The organism is Paenibacillus camelliae, from assembly GCF_023715345.1.
GTDB classification, from domain to species: domain Bacteria; phylum Bacillota; class Bacilli; order Paenibacillales; family Paenibacillaceae; genus Pristimantibacillus; species Pristimantibacillus camelliae.
The window spans coordinates 1216265-1230565 of the sequence record NZ_JAMBNY010000001.1; the positions used below are offsets into that span (position 1 = coordinate 1216265).

The window sequence follows — 14301 nt, forward strand, 5'->3', positions numbered from 1 at the left end:
TTGTTCATTGAATTGCTCGATAAACAGATAAACGCTTCTATGAAGGTCAATTACCTATCTCTTAAGAAGCGTGCTAACGGTAGAAAAGTAGACTCTCGGACACAGTCTGCAACAAGCCTTGCAATTTCCATTCCACCGTGCCTAGAGAAATGGGTATTATCAGCAGCGCCACTTGGCAGCGTCGGATAAGCACCTGGCTCAGCCCACAGGAAGATCTCCTTCGTTCCTTCTTCGCCAGATGCTTCAAACAGCTGCTTGCTCTTTGCTGCCAAATCAAGCAACGTTACCCCTTCATCAGCTGCCAGCTTTCTCATTGCTTCGCTATATTGTCCATGGGTATCCTGAATTTCTCCCCGCTCATCGAATACTCTTCTATGCATTGGCGTTACTAGCAGTGGGACAGCCCCGCAGCTCCTTGCACTGTTAATATATTCACGTAAGAATTGCTGGTACGAAGAGTACGGCTTCGTACCACCATCATTATCCTTCTCATCGTTATGAGCAAACTGGATAATCACATAATCAGAGGAACGCAGCCGACTCTGTACTTTTAGATAACGGTCTTGTTCCATAAAGCTTTTCGAGCTTGCTCCCGAGCGTGCATAGTTAACTACTGCAATATCAGCAGTAAAAAACTGTCCGATCCCTTGCCCCCAGCCTGTGTACGGATATTTGCCAGCTGGCTGATCGGTGACAGTCGAGTCTCCAATCAAAAACATCGTACGAATGGATGCATCCCTATTAATCGCAATGGAACGAACAGATGGTGATTGTCCAGCAAAAGCTAGCTTCAGCTGTCCATCATCCACGTGAACAGCGAACTCTTCTTCAAGAAACTGCCCAGGCAAGGTTTGAATCCGATCGAGCATCAGACTGCCAATACTAGTCAATACCGTCGTTTCAGTGGACTTCTCTTGATCACCAAAGCATATGGAAACCCGATAATTGCCATAAGGCACGTCGACCAATAGCGTAGGAACAGCCGGCTGTACATATTCACCAGGTAAAGAAAGCCGTAAGTCTTCATTGGTGGACAAGCTTGTAGCTTGCTTGAAGCCATAGCCTCTATCCATACTGTAGCAATCGGTATACTGAATGGAGATGGAGTCTGCGCATTCCTCTTCCTCTGCAAACACAAATTTATGCTGAACTTTCATGCTTGCCCTCCTTGGTCGCATCAAGCCTATATTTTGCTGACTAGCTCTTTATTTTGAAGCAAAGCCGCTAGGTAAGCTAACGTAAGCCCTTGGCCCCAGCCTTGCACTCTTTTCTTAGAAATGATCTTGTAATCATCAACGGTATACATCACTGCCGTTCCTGCTGATACATTTCGAACGGAGCCATCCTCATCTATATTGGCGAGGATTCCCTTATAAGCGCTTGCCATAGCGTTCTGATGCATCGGATGTCCATTAATGACCATTGCTGCTGCAATTCCTGCTGAAGCGGATGTTTCCTCGTAAGAGGTCTCGTCATTCAATACTGTGCGCCATAACCCGTCCGAAGTCTGTAATCTCACCAGTGCACTTAGCTGATCGCCTAGCGCTCCACCGATTTGCATCCACATCGGCATAAATGGGTTCAGCATCTTATATGCTTGTGCCATCGTATAAGCAGCCCATGCATTGGCTCTTCCCCAATAGATGCCGGATAAATGGCTTTGCTTCACATTGTCCCAAGCATGATAGAATAGATTCGTCTTCATATCCTGTAAATATTCCTCGTGCCAATAAAATTGCTTTAGTGCATCATCAATATATTCTTGTTTGTCCAGCTTAAAGCCTAGGCGCAGCAGGAAATAAGCTGCCATAAATAATGTGTCTGCCCATGCCTGCTCCGGAAAGTCATTTTTCGACGATACGGTATGCTGAAACACACCATCACCAAAGCGGATCGCATCATTTCTTAAGTATTCAGCCTTCATTAATGCCAGCTCCAAATACTTGGAGTCTCCCGTCGCTTCATGCAGCGTAATCATCGTATGGCCCATCGCACAGGCATTGACCATCATTGGCGGCAGCCCTAATTCTAAATATTCATCCACCCATTTCACTAGAAAATCAATGTATTCCTGATTGCCCGTTACTTCCCACGCCTTACAAATTCCGTAGTAGGCTACTCCACAGGACCAGTTCCAAGTAAAATCCATATTCATCGTTCGTTGAACAACTCTTTCGATTGCTTCCTTCACTTCAGCTTCATCGCATTCAAATTTACGCATCATTTCGCCCCCTATATTAAAAGCTCATTCGATACTCATGTGCTTAATACTGTAATGAATCCATATTAAACAATCGACTATTTTTATTGCTCAATTCCGTAAAAACTATTATTTTTTGCCTTCAGCACACCTCCAGTATCGTTGGTCATTCATGTTCAACCTTACATTAATACAACATCGAATGGCGTCCAATAGTATTTTTTTGCACAGCTCTTGCGTATCGGATGGTACTTTTTTAATGCTGTATCACTTTTTTGCACATTCCTTTCAACAAAAGCAATATGCGTTGTGTTTAGCGTCATTAGAGCAGTTAGTTAAAAACAGGCATTGCAAAAAAGCGGGCTGCTATTAAGCAACAATTTGTTACTTAATAGCAGCCCGCAGGACAATGCTGTATTCGTTATCATGTAGCTGTCAGCTTAACAAGACACCGTAGTATCCTCGCTGTTGGTTCAGGAATCGCTAATATCTACTAATGCGTTCCAGATACGTCAAGCGTAACTTCACTAACATTCTTCTTATATGTGGAGTTATCTATTCTTTCCTTAAGCTTTTCATAGAACATGTCTTCATCGAGTGGCAGCTCTACCCAGCTATCAGTCCATGCAGACAAATGCATCGCATTGGAGATCGTTAAACCCTTAATCCCTTCTATTCCAGGAGCAATTAGCTCCTTGCCATGTAAAATTGCGTCAACCCAGTTTTTCATAATTCCGATGTGCTGACTATTATCTCCTGGAGTTGGAATTTCACATTTCCAGCACTCAGGGCTGCCAAAACCGCCTTTATACTCTCTATTAAACTCTCTTTCCGAAACGCGCAGTCTCCAAAACGTAAGCTTGTCATCCTCAATCACGACTTTCCCACGATCACCGCTAACCTCTAGTCTATTCGTGCCTGGTGCTTCTCCGGTCGTTGTTACGAACAAACCTGTTGCCCCGTTAGCATACTCGACATAAGCAGTCACATCGTCTTCCACTTCGATATCATGATATTTACCAAAGGACATGAAAGCGCGTACCTTTTTAGGCATACCGCACATCCATTGCCACAAATCCAGCTGATGCGGATCTTGATTAAGCAGCACTCCGCCGCCTTCTCCAGACCAGGTAGCCCGCCATCCTCCTGCATCATAGTAGCTTTGCGGACGATACCAGTTCGTAATAATCCAAATCGATCTTTTCAGCTCACCAAGCTCTCCTGAATCGATCAGATCCTTAAGCTTTTGATAAACTGGGTTCGTTCGTTGGTTGTACATAATGGCGAATACTTTATCGCTTTGCGACGCGACCTCATTCATCTCTCTTACAGCCTTCGTATATACGCCCGCCGGTTTTTCGATCAATGTATGATAACCGTGCTCTAATGCTTGAATCGCTAGTGCTGGATGATCATAATGAGGCGTAGCAATTAAGACAGCGTCAAACGCTTTAGACTGAAAAAATGCATCCACGTCATCAAAACGCTTCACGTTATCACCGAAGCTTTGACGTGCCCACTCCAATCGATCCGAATTAGTGTCACATACCGCAGTCAACTCAGCATGAGGAACCTTTCCTGCCACAATATGGTTGGCATGACTTGATCCCATACCTCCAATGCCTATAATCCCTATACGAACGTTTTCCACAGTTAATCCCCCTTACTCGTTCTCAATTTTCGTTACTAGCTTTTTCAATGCCTGCACAGCAATCGCGAAGCTTCTTGCTCCACCCTCTGGAAGATCATAGCCAGGTGAATTCGGCTCAAGCTCAGCGAAGCCTGCAAAATTACCTAGATGTGGCTCTAGTGATAGAAACCCTACATAGCCACGAAGTGACAATTGCTGAAGAATTTCTTCTACACAGCCATCGCCTTCCCCTGCAGGTACAACGTGATGGTCACTGTACACCGCATCCTTAATATGTACATACTCGATATAATCCTTTAGCAATTCATAGCCGTCTGGATAATTTTTCACATCGCACTGCACAAAATTTGCAAAGTCAAATATCGCTTTAACGTAATCAGAATTCATGCTTGTTATCAGGTCCAAGCATCTCTCGGGGGTATCGCCGTAAATCCCTTTTTCATTCTCATGTAGAAGGGTCACTCCACTTCCTTCTGCGGCTTCTACAAACTGTTTCCAGCGCTGGATGACTTCATCCCGATAAATGTCTGGGCTGTCTCCCTCTGGTATAAAGAAGCTAAACATCCTTATATACTTACATTCCATAATTTTTGCAATCTCTAGTGTATGCTTAAACAGCTCCAGGTGAGGCTCAAAATTATCCTTTATGCCGATCTTGCCTAGCGGTGAACCAACAGCCGAAAGCTTAAAGCCTCTCGCATCAAGACGATTTTTAATTTCTCTCACTTCATCCAAGGTGTAATGAACAAGATTTTTACCGTCTACTCCTCTCATCTCAATAAACTTAATACGATGCTGATCTAGAACATCCATCTGCGTGTTTAAATTAGAATCGATTTCATCTGCAAAGGCCGATAGAATAAATTTACTCATAGGTTGCCATCCTCTCTCACTAGTGATTCTAGTTTCTTCCTTAAGTAATTAAAATTGTATAGCAACTAGAGCTTTTATTCATTGGGTTTATTGCTTAATACATTGCAAATATTGCTGATTTCGTGTTGCTGCACGATGGGACATGCCTTAAACTGAAAGAGGGGGGTGGCGGCTATGGATAAACAAATTCAGCGTTTTATTAGTAACCATTTTTTATTAGTTCATTCGGTAACAGACATTCCAACTGATGTGACAACACATGTACATGATTGCTATGAGTTGTTTTATTTTATTGCTGGGGATCTTACGTATTATATTGAAGGGCAGGCATATGAGCTCCGGCCTCATGATATGATTATTACCAATTCAAGAGAGCTGCACAGAATTGTATTTAATTCTGAGTGTCGCTATGAACGCAAGTTCATTCACTTTAAACCAGAATACATCTCCTCCTTTCAGACAGGCGAATATAATTTACTTTCACATATTGAAAACAGGAAGCTAGGTTATTTTAATAGAATTACTGCTGAAGATGTCCATCAATATAAGATTGATGAATTGTGGAGGCAACTAGAAACCGCTGCTCAAGATCCGTCCCCAGAAAACAGCACCCTAATGAAAGCTATTTTCGTACAGATGCTTGTTACGATGAATAAAGTTTTCGCAAAATATGATCGTTCACTTGGAGAGCGTCAAAAAAGCCATAAATACGATCATAAAATAGTAGAGATTCTAGATTATATTAATAAAAACTTAGATGAAAAAATAACACTGAATGTCCTGCAGCAAAGGTTTTATGTGAACAAGTATTATTTATGCCACATCTTTAAATTGAATACTGGTTTTACCGTAAACGAGTATATAACCTATAAAAAGATTATGAAGGCCTCAGAGCTACTTATGACAGGATTGACCGCATTAGACGCGGCTCATGCCGTTGGCTATAGTGATTACTCTACCTTCTACAAAGCATTTAAAGGCATTACAGGCTATTCTCCTAAGCAATATTTTAGAAAATAAGGACCGGAATCTTTTTTCAGTCCTTTCATTATTAATTTATCTCTATCGTTGAGGAGGTGTCGATGTTTTTGTCCTTCTGTGTTCGATATTTTGCAGGAGTAATGCCATAGTTGCGTTTAAATAACCGCACAAAATAGTTAAGCTCCATCCCTACCATTGTCGCTACTTCACCTACAGATAACTCGACTTCTCCCTCTAGTAGCTGAGCACCCTTCAATAATCTAAGTCGCTGGAGATATTGCTTAGGGTTTATTCCGTAGACTTCCTTAAACTTACGTTGAAAATGCTGCTTGGAATATCCTACCGTATGAGCAATATTAGCTAAGCTTAAGTCTTCCATATAGTGCTGCTCCATATATTGAACAGAAGCACGGAGCAGATCCTTTGCCCCACTGCTGCTTCGGTACGGCTTCTGCGTCTTCTCTTTACCGTTGATCGTAGCGATATAGGTTAATGTACTATAAATTTTTATAGAAGCAGACCGATTAGCATCTTCTTCCTCCTGCTCATTCATATGCCACAGCTGCTGGATGTCTTGCTCTAATTGTTGAAGCTCATGTTCATTTACTGCTATTGGCTTTAATAACGGAAGCTGGAGTGCACTAATGATGGATTCCACATAGCTCCCCTCAATTCCCATATAACCTAATATCCAAGGCTCTACCTCTGATGGACCATAATCATGAGCAACCTTACTTGGTACTAACAATAGTTCTCCCTGTTTCATCTTCAGATAAGGTATGCCTTCAAAGTGAAAGGTTCCTGAGCCAGAAAAACAAATCATGCATTGAAATGTTGGATAGCCAATCGGTCTATGTATGATGTGCTGGGGATGCAGGCCACAGCTATACAATGATAACGGTAATTCAAGTTCACCCTTATGATGAAATAGTCTAAATGGTAGCATGTCTACCTCCTAATATAGCTCGTATAATATAGCTCCTAGTCATAGTCATCCTCAAGCCCTATTATAGACGATCACGATTGTAGTGAGCACCCATCAATAGTTCGCATGGACTTATCATTTACATCGTAACTTTCATCAATATATCCATTTTGTGCTACTTTTTCATTATGAATTACTAACGGTTAAGTCATCTCTTAAGCTACAATGGCTTCAATATTAACGCCAAGAGAGGAGATATCTGTATGTATACATTCAAGAACTTTAAGCAGCCGGAGATATTAGAGCATCATTTGAAGCTTGGAGGAGAGAATCCCGAGGGAGATCGCATAGATGTAACAAGCTTATATTTTACCCGAAACGGCAAGCCATGGGTGCCAATTATGGGGGAATTTCATTTCTCAAGGTATAACAGAGAACATTGGTATGAGGAACTGTGCAAGATGAAGGCAGGTGGTATTACCCTTGTATCGACCTACATCTTCTGGATCTATCATGAAGAAATTGAAGGTGAATTCGACTTCTCAGGCGACAATGATCTGCGTGCTTTTATATTGGAGTGTAAGAGAGCAGGACTCGAGGTCGTTATTCGAATTGGCCCGTGGGCACATGGTGAGTGCAGGAATGGAGGATTCCCTGATTGGCTGCTTAAAAAGCCCTTCAAGCTGCGAGATAATAATGCTGGTTATCTTGAATTGGTGCGTATATTGTACAGGAAAATTTCAGAGCAGGTGCAGGGGCTTTTGTACAAGGATGGTGGGAATATCATTGCTGTCCAATTAGAGAATGAATTAACACACGACGCTGAGCATTTGCTCAAATTAAAGGAGATTGCAATCGAATGTGGTATCATTGCTCCTCTATATACAGTAACGGGCTGGAATGCTGCTGCAGGAGCTAAAATTCCTGTGGACGATGTTGTTCCAGTGTTTGGCGGGTACTGTGATGCACCTTGGGAGGAACACTTGAATCAGCTGCCTCCATCTCCACATTACTTTTTTACTGGCATGCGTAATGACACTGGTATTGGGGCTGATCTCCTTCCTCAAGAGAACAAAAGCGATGATGGCTGGCAGATGCCCTATGAGAGATATCCATTTGCAACGTGCGAGCTAGGCGGTGGAATGCAAGTAACGCATCATCGCAGACCGCTTGTTCGAGGGATGGATATCTATGCAATATCGCTTGTAAAGCTAGGTGATGGTAACAATCTCGTTGGCTATTATATGTATCATGGTGGAACGAACAAGCTTGGACAGCTATCGACTCTTCAGGAATCGAAGGCTACAGGCTATCCGAATGATTACCCTATTCTCTCCTATGATTTTCAGACGGCAATCTCGGAGTATGGCGAGATACGAGAGCAATATAGGCTTTTAAACCTGCTGCATTTATTTGTACAAGACTTCGTGGAAAACTTGGCACCACTGGTCAGAGTAGAGGCTCAGCATACGGTTACACGAGATGATACGAATTCATTACGTTATGTTATGCGTACAGACGGCAAGCGAGGGTTTGTATTTGTGAATCATTATCAGAGGCTTACAACGCTTGAAGATATCCGAGATGTGGTCATCGATACTGGCACCGTCACATTTCCAACGATTGATATTTGTGGAGATGTAAGCTTCTTTATGCCTTTTAACATGAATCTGTCAGGCGTTAATTTGAAATATGCGACCGCACAGCCGCTATGCAGAATAGGAAATAACTATTTCTTTGCTCAAGTACCAGGCATTCCAGCCACTTATCAATTCGATAATGGAGATAATTTTGTACCGCAACCAGGGATTCAGTCCTCGTTTACTGTCGATGGAATTCGTATTGTAACACTGACATGGGAGCAAGCTAAATATTTGCGCAAGCTAGATGGTCAGATCTATCTAGGCGATGGCTGTGATCTGTACAGCGCAAACAATACTATACTCTCAGTTGAAGATGGTGATTACAACTATCACTACTGGAATGGCGAAAGCTTTGAGCTTAAATCGATACATCAGCCTTATACAGCGCCAATTGTTTCCTTCTCTACTATCGATGCGCCACCATTCGAGCCAGCACATGTAGATTACATGCATATCGGAGGCAAAAGAAATATTACGTGGCAAAAGATTAGTGTTAAGGGTAGTCATGGGTTGATCGATATTGATTACTATGGTGACACCGCGCAGCTTTATGCAGATGGACAATTCGTTGCAGATAGCTTCTATTATGGAGAGGTGTGGAAGGTTCCAGCAAAACTACTCGATGGCAAGGATTGCTATCTTGCAGTATCGGACATTAGAGATGATTTCTATAGAGAGTTTTAACCATAGGCAAACAGAGCAGCTCAGATGCGCTGCTCTGTTTGTCTGTGGAGGGGAATGTCTAAATATATAGGTTTCTGTATTCAGTTGGTGTAATGCCTTCATGTTCTCGAAACCGTTTAATGAAATAGCTGCTACTTGGATATCCACATGACTCTGCAATCACACTAACTGACTTCTCCTTCGCCTCAAGCAGCATTTGCTTAGCTAGACGCAGTCGACAGAGCGTAACAAATTCCATTGGTGTACGCTGCGTTACCTTGCGAAAGTTGCGACAGAAATAGGAAGTGCTCATCCCTGCTTTCTTGGCCCAGTTGTCCAGCTCGAAGGGCTCCTGAGCTGCTTCCTGTATAAGCGGAAGCAATTCCATAATCCTTTCAGTAGCATTATTTCCTCTTCTTACACCTAAAGGCTCAGCGTAGAGAACAAATTCAGCAAGCAAGCCATAGGTCAGCATCGATATTCTAGCAGATTCTAGTCCGCCACTTTCCTTTGTTTCATTCAATAATATCTCAAATAATTGTTGCAGCGACTCCCATTGGCGTAATGTATATAGCGGAAAATGCGCAAAACCTCGATCTATAAAATACTCACTGACCAGAGTGCCATAAAAATGTATCCAATATACCTCCCATGGCTCCTCCTCACTAGAGTAATAACGTTGCGCTTGTCCTGGAAAATAGAGAAAGACATCTCCTGCATGAAGTGGATATACTCGTCCATCTACTTCGGCATAGCCTTTTCCACTAGAAACCAAATGAAAATTAAACATGGTCAGTTCACCTGTCTGACGATCAACCATATGATTGGGATTCAAATGATAATGACCAATCGAATCAGGAAAACAAAAAAATTGCCCCTTATCTACTGCAGGCAAAAAAACATGTCTACTCATACTTCTTCTCCTTATTGTTCAAAATCGTTATATCGATATCATAATAATGTTATATTCAAGGCACATTATATTGTATATAATAGCAATATTCTAGCATAGAAACGATTACTGCATTGAACTAAATAGATTTCAACTTTAAGGAGGTTTGTCATCTAATGACTAGTACAAATCTAATGCAATCTATCGGTATTGATGGTGTACGAAAACCTATCACTAAGTTAGTACTCGGCTCGATGATGTTGAATATCGAACGACAGGAATACTCTGAAGAGCTGTTGGATTGCTATGTAGAACGAGGCGGTAATACGATCGATACAGCTAAGGTATATGGTCCAGGCAGTGCAAAAGCGATTGGACAGTGGATCAGTAAGCGTAACAATCGTGAAGGAATTGTTCTGATTGGAAAGGGCGCCCATCCCGATGCAAATGGCCCGCGAGTTAACAAGGCGGAGATTGAACGCGATATTGAAGAAACCTTTGAGTGGATGCAGACAGATTATGTTGATGTTTACATGCTTCACCGTGATGATCCTCAGAAATCAGTCGGCTACATCCTTGAAATACTTAATGAACAGCTGGAAGCTGGAAAATGCCATGCACTCGGTGTATCGAACTGGACGACAGCTCGAATCGAGGAAGCCAACCAATATGCAGAAAGTCATGGCTTGAGAGGCTTTGTTTGTAACAGTCCTAACCTTAGTCTAGCGAAGCCGAATGAGCCAAGATGGGAAGGCTGTATTTCTGCTAATGAGGTCTATGTAGATTGGCATGAACGTACACAATTACCTCTCTTATCTTGGTCCTCTCAAGCTGGTGGTTTTTTCACAGGGCGTTATTCCCCCAGCTACAAGGATGACCTTGAGGCAGTACGTGTCTATTACAATGATGAAAATTGGGAACGTTATCGCAGAGCTTCAGAGCTGGCAGCTGAGAAAGGAAGAAGCACGAATGATATTGCACTTTCATTCGTGCTGCATCAGCCATTCCCAACATGCGCCATCATAGGACCGAACAATACCACCGAGCTTACTTCCAGCCTAGAAGCGCTTCATGTGTCTCTTACTCCAAGTGAGGTAAGCTGGCTTGATTTAAAACAGGATACGCGTGAATAAGCAGTCTAGCTTTTGATGCAAGCAGCCTTAATGCTACATTCTCTAATCTAATTATGATTTACTAACCGAAATCGTCTATCATCCCGTGATAGACGATTCCTCTCTCAATAAAAAAGCCCCCATGTCTTAATCATATCTTACGACATGATTAAGACTTGAAGGCTTCTTAACGTTTAGGGTCAATTAGTTGAAAGACATCTATTTACTTATATGCGCAGTTATTTGCTTTGCTTGGCTTTACTTGCCTTTTTGCTTTTCTTTTGCAGCCTTCTTTTTTGAGTCCACATCGCGCCGGCGATCTCGGATAATAGTATCGCAGCGATAACAATCGCAATGAAAAATCCCCAATGCAGTCCCGGAATACTTATATATAAAATAACTCCGCCTGATATAAACAGTGCCTTTAATAGCTTTGCCAGCTGTCTACCTTCCGCATGATAGGTTCTAGCCATTGTTATCCCCCTTAATATCGATTATTGAATCTAATATTCGACATTAATGGAAATTAGTCCTTTATCTATATCGCTTATGGAATATTTATCTTGCCTGTGTTGTACCACAACGCTTGATTTAGTGATGATTTATGAATATCAACGAGTACATTATGCTCGGCATTGTAATCTACACTTGGTGTTGACGATGCCCCAGAATCCCATACATAATTGTTCATCCAAGCAATATTTGGCCATTGAAGCTCACCAATATTGTACCAAATCAGTCCCGTGTTTTCACTCGTGTGGAGCTCGATTACCTTATTGTTGCCTATAAATGCAACCGTAGGGTCTATACCATCCTGACCGTTCATGTCTCCACTTACATGCCATGAAATTTGCCCACTAGCATCCCAAGTTCCTGTAGTATAGTTTAATTGACCGCTGTTACGTTGCGTATGAGTGTAAATATCAAATTGATGACAATATAGATATCGTAATAAACACTGGACCATCTACAATGATTGAGCATAAACCTACAAATGCTGGAAGTAGCGGTAGTGTAGGCTATTCTGTAGGGGCAGGATATGGATGGGGACAAGGTTTAAATGCTTCAGTAGCATTTAGCTGGTCGCAAAATTGGAGTAACTTAGACTTTACTGATAATTCAACGCTATTTTTTGATGGAAGCTTTTTCGTGAGTGGTGGTTTGCAATCTAAAGTTGTTACAGTCGATGCATCTTCTGTCTCATATTTATCTGATAATTTTGCTCATTCAACAGTTTCTACGTCAGTAAATGTTGAATTTGATTCATGGAATACTTTCCCGGTAACGAAAGGCGCAAGTGGAACTACTGAAAAAATATATTTTTAGTTAAGTAGGTTAAATTAAAGGATACTTAGAAATTCTAGGTATCCTTTACTTCATTTACTGGATCGTATACATTAGAGTTGGATATTAATGGTCTATCTATAAATATCATTAAGGTGTAGTGTATTAGATTTAACTTAGTAAATTAAATATGATTACCATTGAGGTGTGAAGTTATGAAGAAAAGAACACAGTTATACATGGTATTTATTTTGTCATACTTTTTAATAACACTTCCAATACCTCCTGTATTTACTTCAGTACTTGAAGTAATGGAAGTTGTAATAAGGACTCTTGGATATATACTTTTTGTACCATTAAGTATATATATATTGATAGATGCTTTTCTAGAACTATTTATACGAGATTAGTGAATTGGACAACGATCTCTTATACAAATTATGGCTAAAGGTTGTATCAAAATACATCTTTTTAAACGGATAAGAGTTTTAGAATTTCCGTTCTCTAACTATGCAGGAGATGAAACACATCAATCCGTTTTTCCGCCCAACTTTTTGAGGGACTTATTAGATAGCAAAATAATCTGCAACATTTCCATATCTGCTGTCAGTAATGCTATAAACTTCATCCTTAAATGCAAGCAGTTTGCCTGTCGTGCTAGATATGTAATCAAAATAAGCATTTTTCATCTCTTCAGCACCAGATAAAACCACCGTAATCGCACCGTTAGAGAAGCTGCTTGCATCACCTATATAGCCATAGCTCATCAGCTGCCCATAATGCTCAAAGATCGCCTGTACAGAGCTAGACACAGCTTCATAATTTGGATTGTTTGCTGTTTTCATATCAATATTAATAATGAAGCTCTTCCCATCACCATGTACACTGCCACCATTACGATTAATTTGAGAGGCTACATCCTCAAAATATTTATAAAGATCTCTAGTATTCGGCCAAGCTGCGGCATCATGCTTCACATACAGCTTCACTTTATCCTGTAAGTAATCAGGATATTGTGAGCCTGAATAAACGCTATGATTCGTATCTACCATAATATCTAGCTCAACATTGTAAAACTTTAAATTCAGCGCATCAAGAAACTTCTGGTCTGGATCACTCTCATTATACGTATCATGAAAAGCTTTGTATGGATTGGCATTAATCAATCCTGAGCTTGCTGTCACACTTGTCGGGATGAACGATATTAACAATACCATGCTTAGTACAACCGTTAACCATTTTACTGTCCATGCATACTGTCTGTTCACCATCACCACTCCTTATGATAGAAACTGTTACTTGCGCTCTCTGCGTACCCAAAAATTGAAGATGTCATTTCTTAAATAATCGTAGGAATACAGCACCTCTTTATTCTGTTCATCATAATGTAGCTGCTTCATCAATATAACGGGTGTTTCCTCCTCTTTTTCGACCTGTAATCGTGCCACATATTTATCTTTTTTTAGAGGAACCACGAGCTCCGTATCGGCTCTAGCAATATGAATCTTGCACCTGTTTTCAAGAAAACTGAATAGAGAGCCCGAAAAGTCTTCTGTTTCAAAAGCATCCCCTACTAGCTCCTTAGGCATCATATTAATAGAGTAAGCTACCGCTTCCCCGTCGGCATAGCGAATACGTTCCAGCTTTACAACCGTTGAGCCCTCGGCAATACTCAGCGCTGTTGCCCATTCCTTTGTGCACTGCACCTCCCCAACCATTTCTTTATTTTCTGCTTCTGTTAAACCAGCCAGCTTAATCATTGTGCCCGTGCTTTGAAGCAGCTCGAGCCTGCTTGGAATCATTGGAAGCGGCTTAATAACAAAGGTACCTACTCCATGCTTAACGAGCAGCTTTCCTTCCTGCTCTAGCAGCTTAATTGCTGCACGCAATGTTTCACGACTGACGTTAAAATACTTGGCAAGCTCATATTCCGAAGGCAGCTTTTGTCCTACCTTCCAGAAGCTGTTGTCGATCATTTTTTCGATTTCCTGCTTAATATTTTGATAGCTAATCAATATGCTTGACCCCAATTCTCCAGTAAACTTATAGCTTTAACAGTACTGCAAAGCTCGATATT

14 protein-coding genes are annotated in these 14301 nt (G+C 41.4%); 4 read left to right on the top strand and 10 right to left on the bottom strand.

The genetic code is table 11. The features are described 5' to 3' along the window. Positions 1 to 50: 50 nt before the first annotated feature. The 4 genes from M3180_RS05450 to M3180_RS05465 form a co-directional block, all read right to left on the bottom strand. Positions 51 to 1157 carry a rhamnogalacturonan acetylesterase gene (locus M3180_RS05450; RefSeq protein ID WP_251666261.1) on the bottom strand — a complete coding sequence of 369 codons (1107 nt, stop codon included), beginning with the start codon at positions 1155 to 1157 and terminating at the stop codon, positions 51 to 53. 26 nt (positions 1158 to 1183) lie between these two features. Beyond that, the gene (locus M3180_RS05455; protein WP_251666373.1) at positions 1184 to 2221 is read right to left on the bottom strand and encodes a glycoside hydrolase family 88/105 protein; all 1038 of its coding nucleotides are present in this window, start codon (positions 2219 to 2221) and stop codon (positions 1184 to 1186) included. Between the two features lie 472 nt (positions 2222 to 2693). Further along, positions 2694 to 3851 carry a Gfo/Idh/MocA family protein gene (locus M3180_RS05460; RefSeq protein WP_251666262.1) on the bottom strand — a complete coding sequence of 386 codons (1158 nt, stop codon included), beginning with the start codon at positions 3849 to 3851 and terminating at the stop codon, positions 2694 to 2696. Between the two features lie 12 nt (positions 3852 to 3863). Further along, on the bottom strand, positions 3864 to 4724 hold the full coding sequence (locus M3180_RS05465; protein WP_251666263.1) for a sugar phosphate isomerase/epimerase family protein: 861 nt from the start codon (positions 4722 to 4724) through the stop codon (positions 3864 to 3866). A gap of 174 nt (positions 4725 to 4898) precedes the next feature. Here M3180_RS05465 and M3180_RS05470 point away from each other — a divergent pair, with 174 nt between their 5' ends. Next, positions 4899 to 5744, top strand: a complete 846-nt coding sequence (locus tag M3180_RS05470; protein WP_251666264.1) for an AraC family transcriptional regulator — start codon at positions 4899 to 4901, stop codon at positions 5742 to 5744. A gap of 31 nt (positions 5745 to 5775) precedes the next feature. Here M3180_RS05470 and M3180_RS05475 read toward each other — a convergent pair whose 3' ends face one another. Further along, positions 5776 to 6651 carry an AraC family transcriptional regulator gene (locus tag M3180_RS05475; RefSeq protein ID WP_251666265.1) on the bottom strand — a complete coding sequence of 292 codons (876 nt, stop codon included), beginning with the start codon at positions 6649 to 6651 and terminating at the stop codon, positions 5776 to 5778. A gap of 242 nt (positions 6652 to 6893) precedes the next feature. On the opposite strand from M3180_RS05475, the gene M3180_RS05480 reads away from it, so the two are divergent. Then, complete coding sequence (locus tag M3180_RS05480; RefSeq protein ID WP_251666266.1) at positions 6894 to 8957, top strand: beta-galactosidase; 2064 nt, start codon at positions 6894 to 6896, stop codon at positions 8955 to 8957. A 58-nt stretch (positions 8958 to 9015) separates the two neighbouring features. Here M3180_RS05480 and M3180_RS05485 read toward each other — a convergent pair whose 3' ends face one another. Next, a complete protein-coding gene (locus M3180_RS05485; RefSeq protein WP_251666267.1) occupies positions 9016 to 9849 on the bottom strand; it encodes a helix-turn-helix transcriptional regulator in 834 nt (277 codons plus the stop codon). Between the two features lie 155 nt (positions 9850 to 10004). On the opposite strand from M3180_RS05485, the gene M3180_RS05490 reads away from it, so the two are divergent. Beyond that, on the top strand, positions 10005 to 10961 hold the full coding sequence (locus M3180_RS05490; protein WP_251666268.1) for an aldo/keto reductase: 957 nt from the start codon (positions 10005 to 10007) through the stop codon (positions 10959 to 10961). A gap of 218 nt (positions 10962 to 11179) precedes the next feature. On the opposite strand, the gene M3180_RS05495 is transcribed toward M3180_RS05490, so the two are convergent. Together M3180_RS05495 and M3180_RS05500 are read right to left on the bottom strand one after the other, a co-directional pair. After that, complete coding sequence (locus M3180_RS05495) at positions 11180 to 11413, bottom strand: hypothetical protein (protein ID WP_251666269.1); 234 nt, start codon at positions 11411 to 11413, stop codon at positions 11180 to 11182. A 74-nt stretch (positions 11414 to 11487) separates the two neighbouring features. Continuing rightward, positions 11488 to 11766 carry a hypothetical protein gene (locus M3180_RS05500; RefSeq protein WP_251666270.1) on the bottom strand — a complete coding sequence of 93 codons (279 nt, stop codon included), beginning with the start codon at positions 11764 to 11766 and terminating at the stop codon, positions 11488 to 11490. 146 nt (positions 11767 to 11912) lie between these two features. Between M3180_RS05500 and M3180_RS05505 the strand changes: the two genes are divergently transcribed. Then, positions 11913 to 12266: a hypothetical protein gene (locus tag M3180_RS05505; RefSeq protein ID WP_251666271.1), complete on the top strand. Its 354-nt coding sequence runs from the start codon at positions 11913 to 11915 to the stop codon at positions 12264 to 12266. Between the two features lie 524 nt (positions 12267 to 12790). Here the strand turns inward: M3180_RS05505 and M3180_RS05510 are convergent. Both M3180_RS05510 and M3180_RS05515 read right to left on the bottom strand, forming a co-directional pair. Further along, positions 12791 to 13495, bottom strand: coding sequence for a PI-PLC domain-containing protein (locus M3180_RS05510; RefSeq protein WP_251666272.1), 705 nt, complete (start codon positions 13493 to 13495; stop codon positions 12791 to 12793). 24 nt (positions 13496 to 13519) lie between these two features. Then, a complete protein-coding gene (locus tag M3180_RS05515; protein ID WP_251666273.1) occupies positions 13520 to 14239 on the bottom strand; it encodes a GntR family transcriptional regulator in 720 nt (239 codons plus the stop codon). Positions 14240 to 14301: the final 62 nt, after the last annotated feature.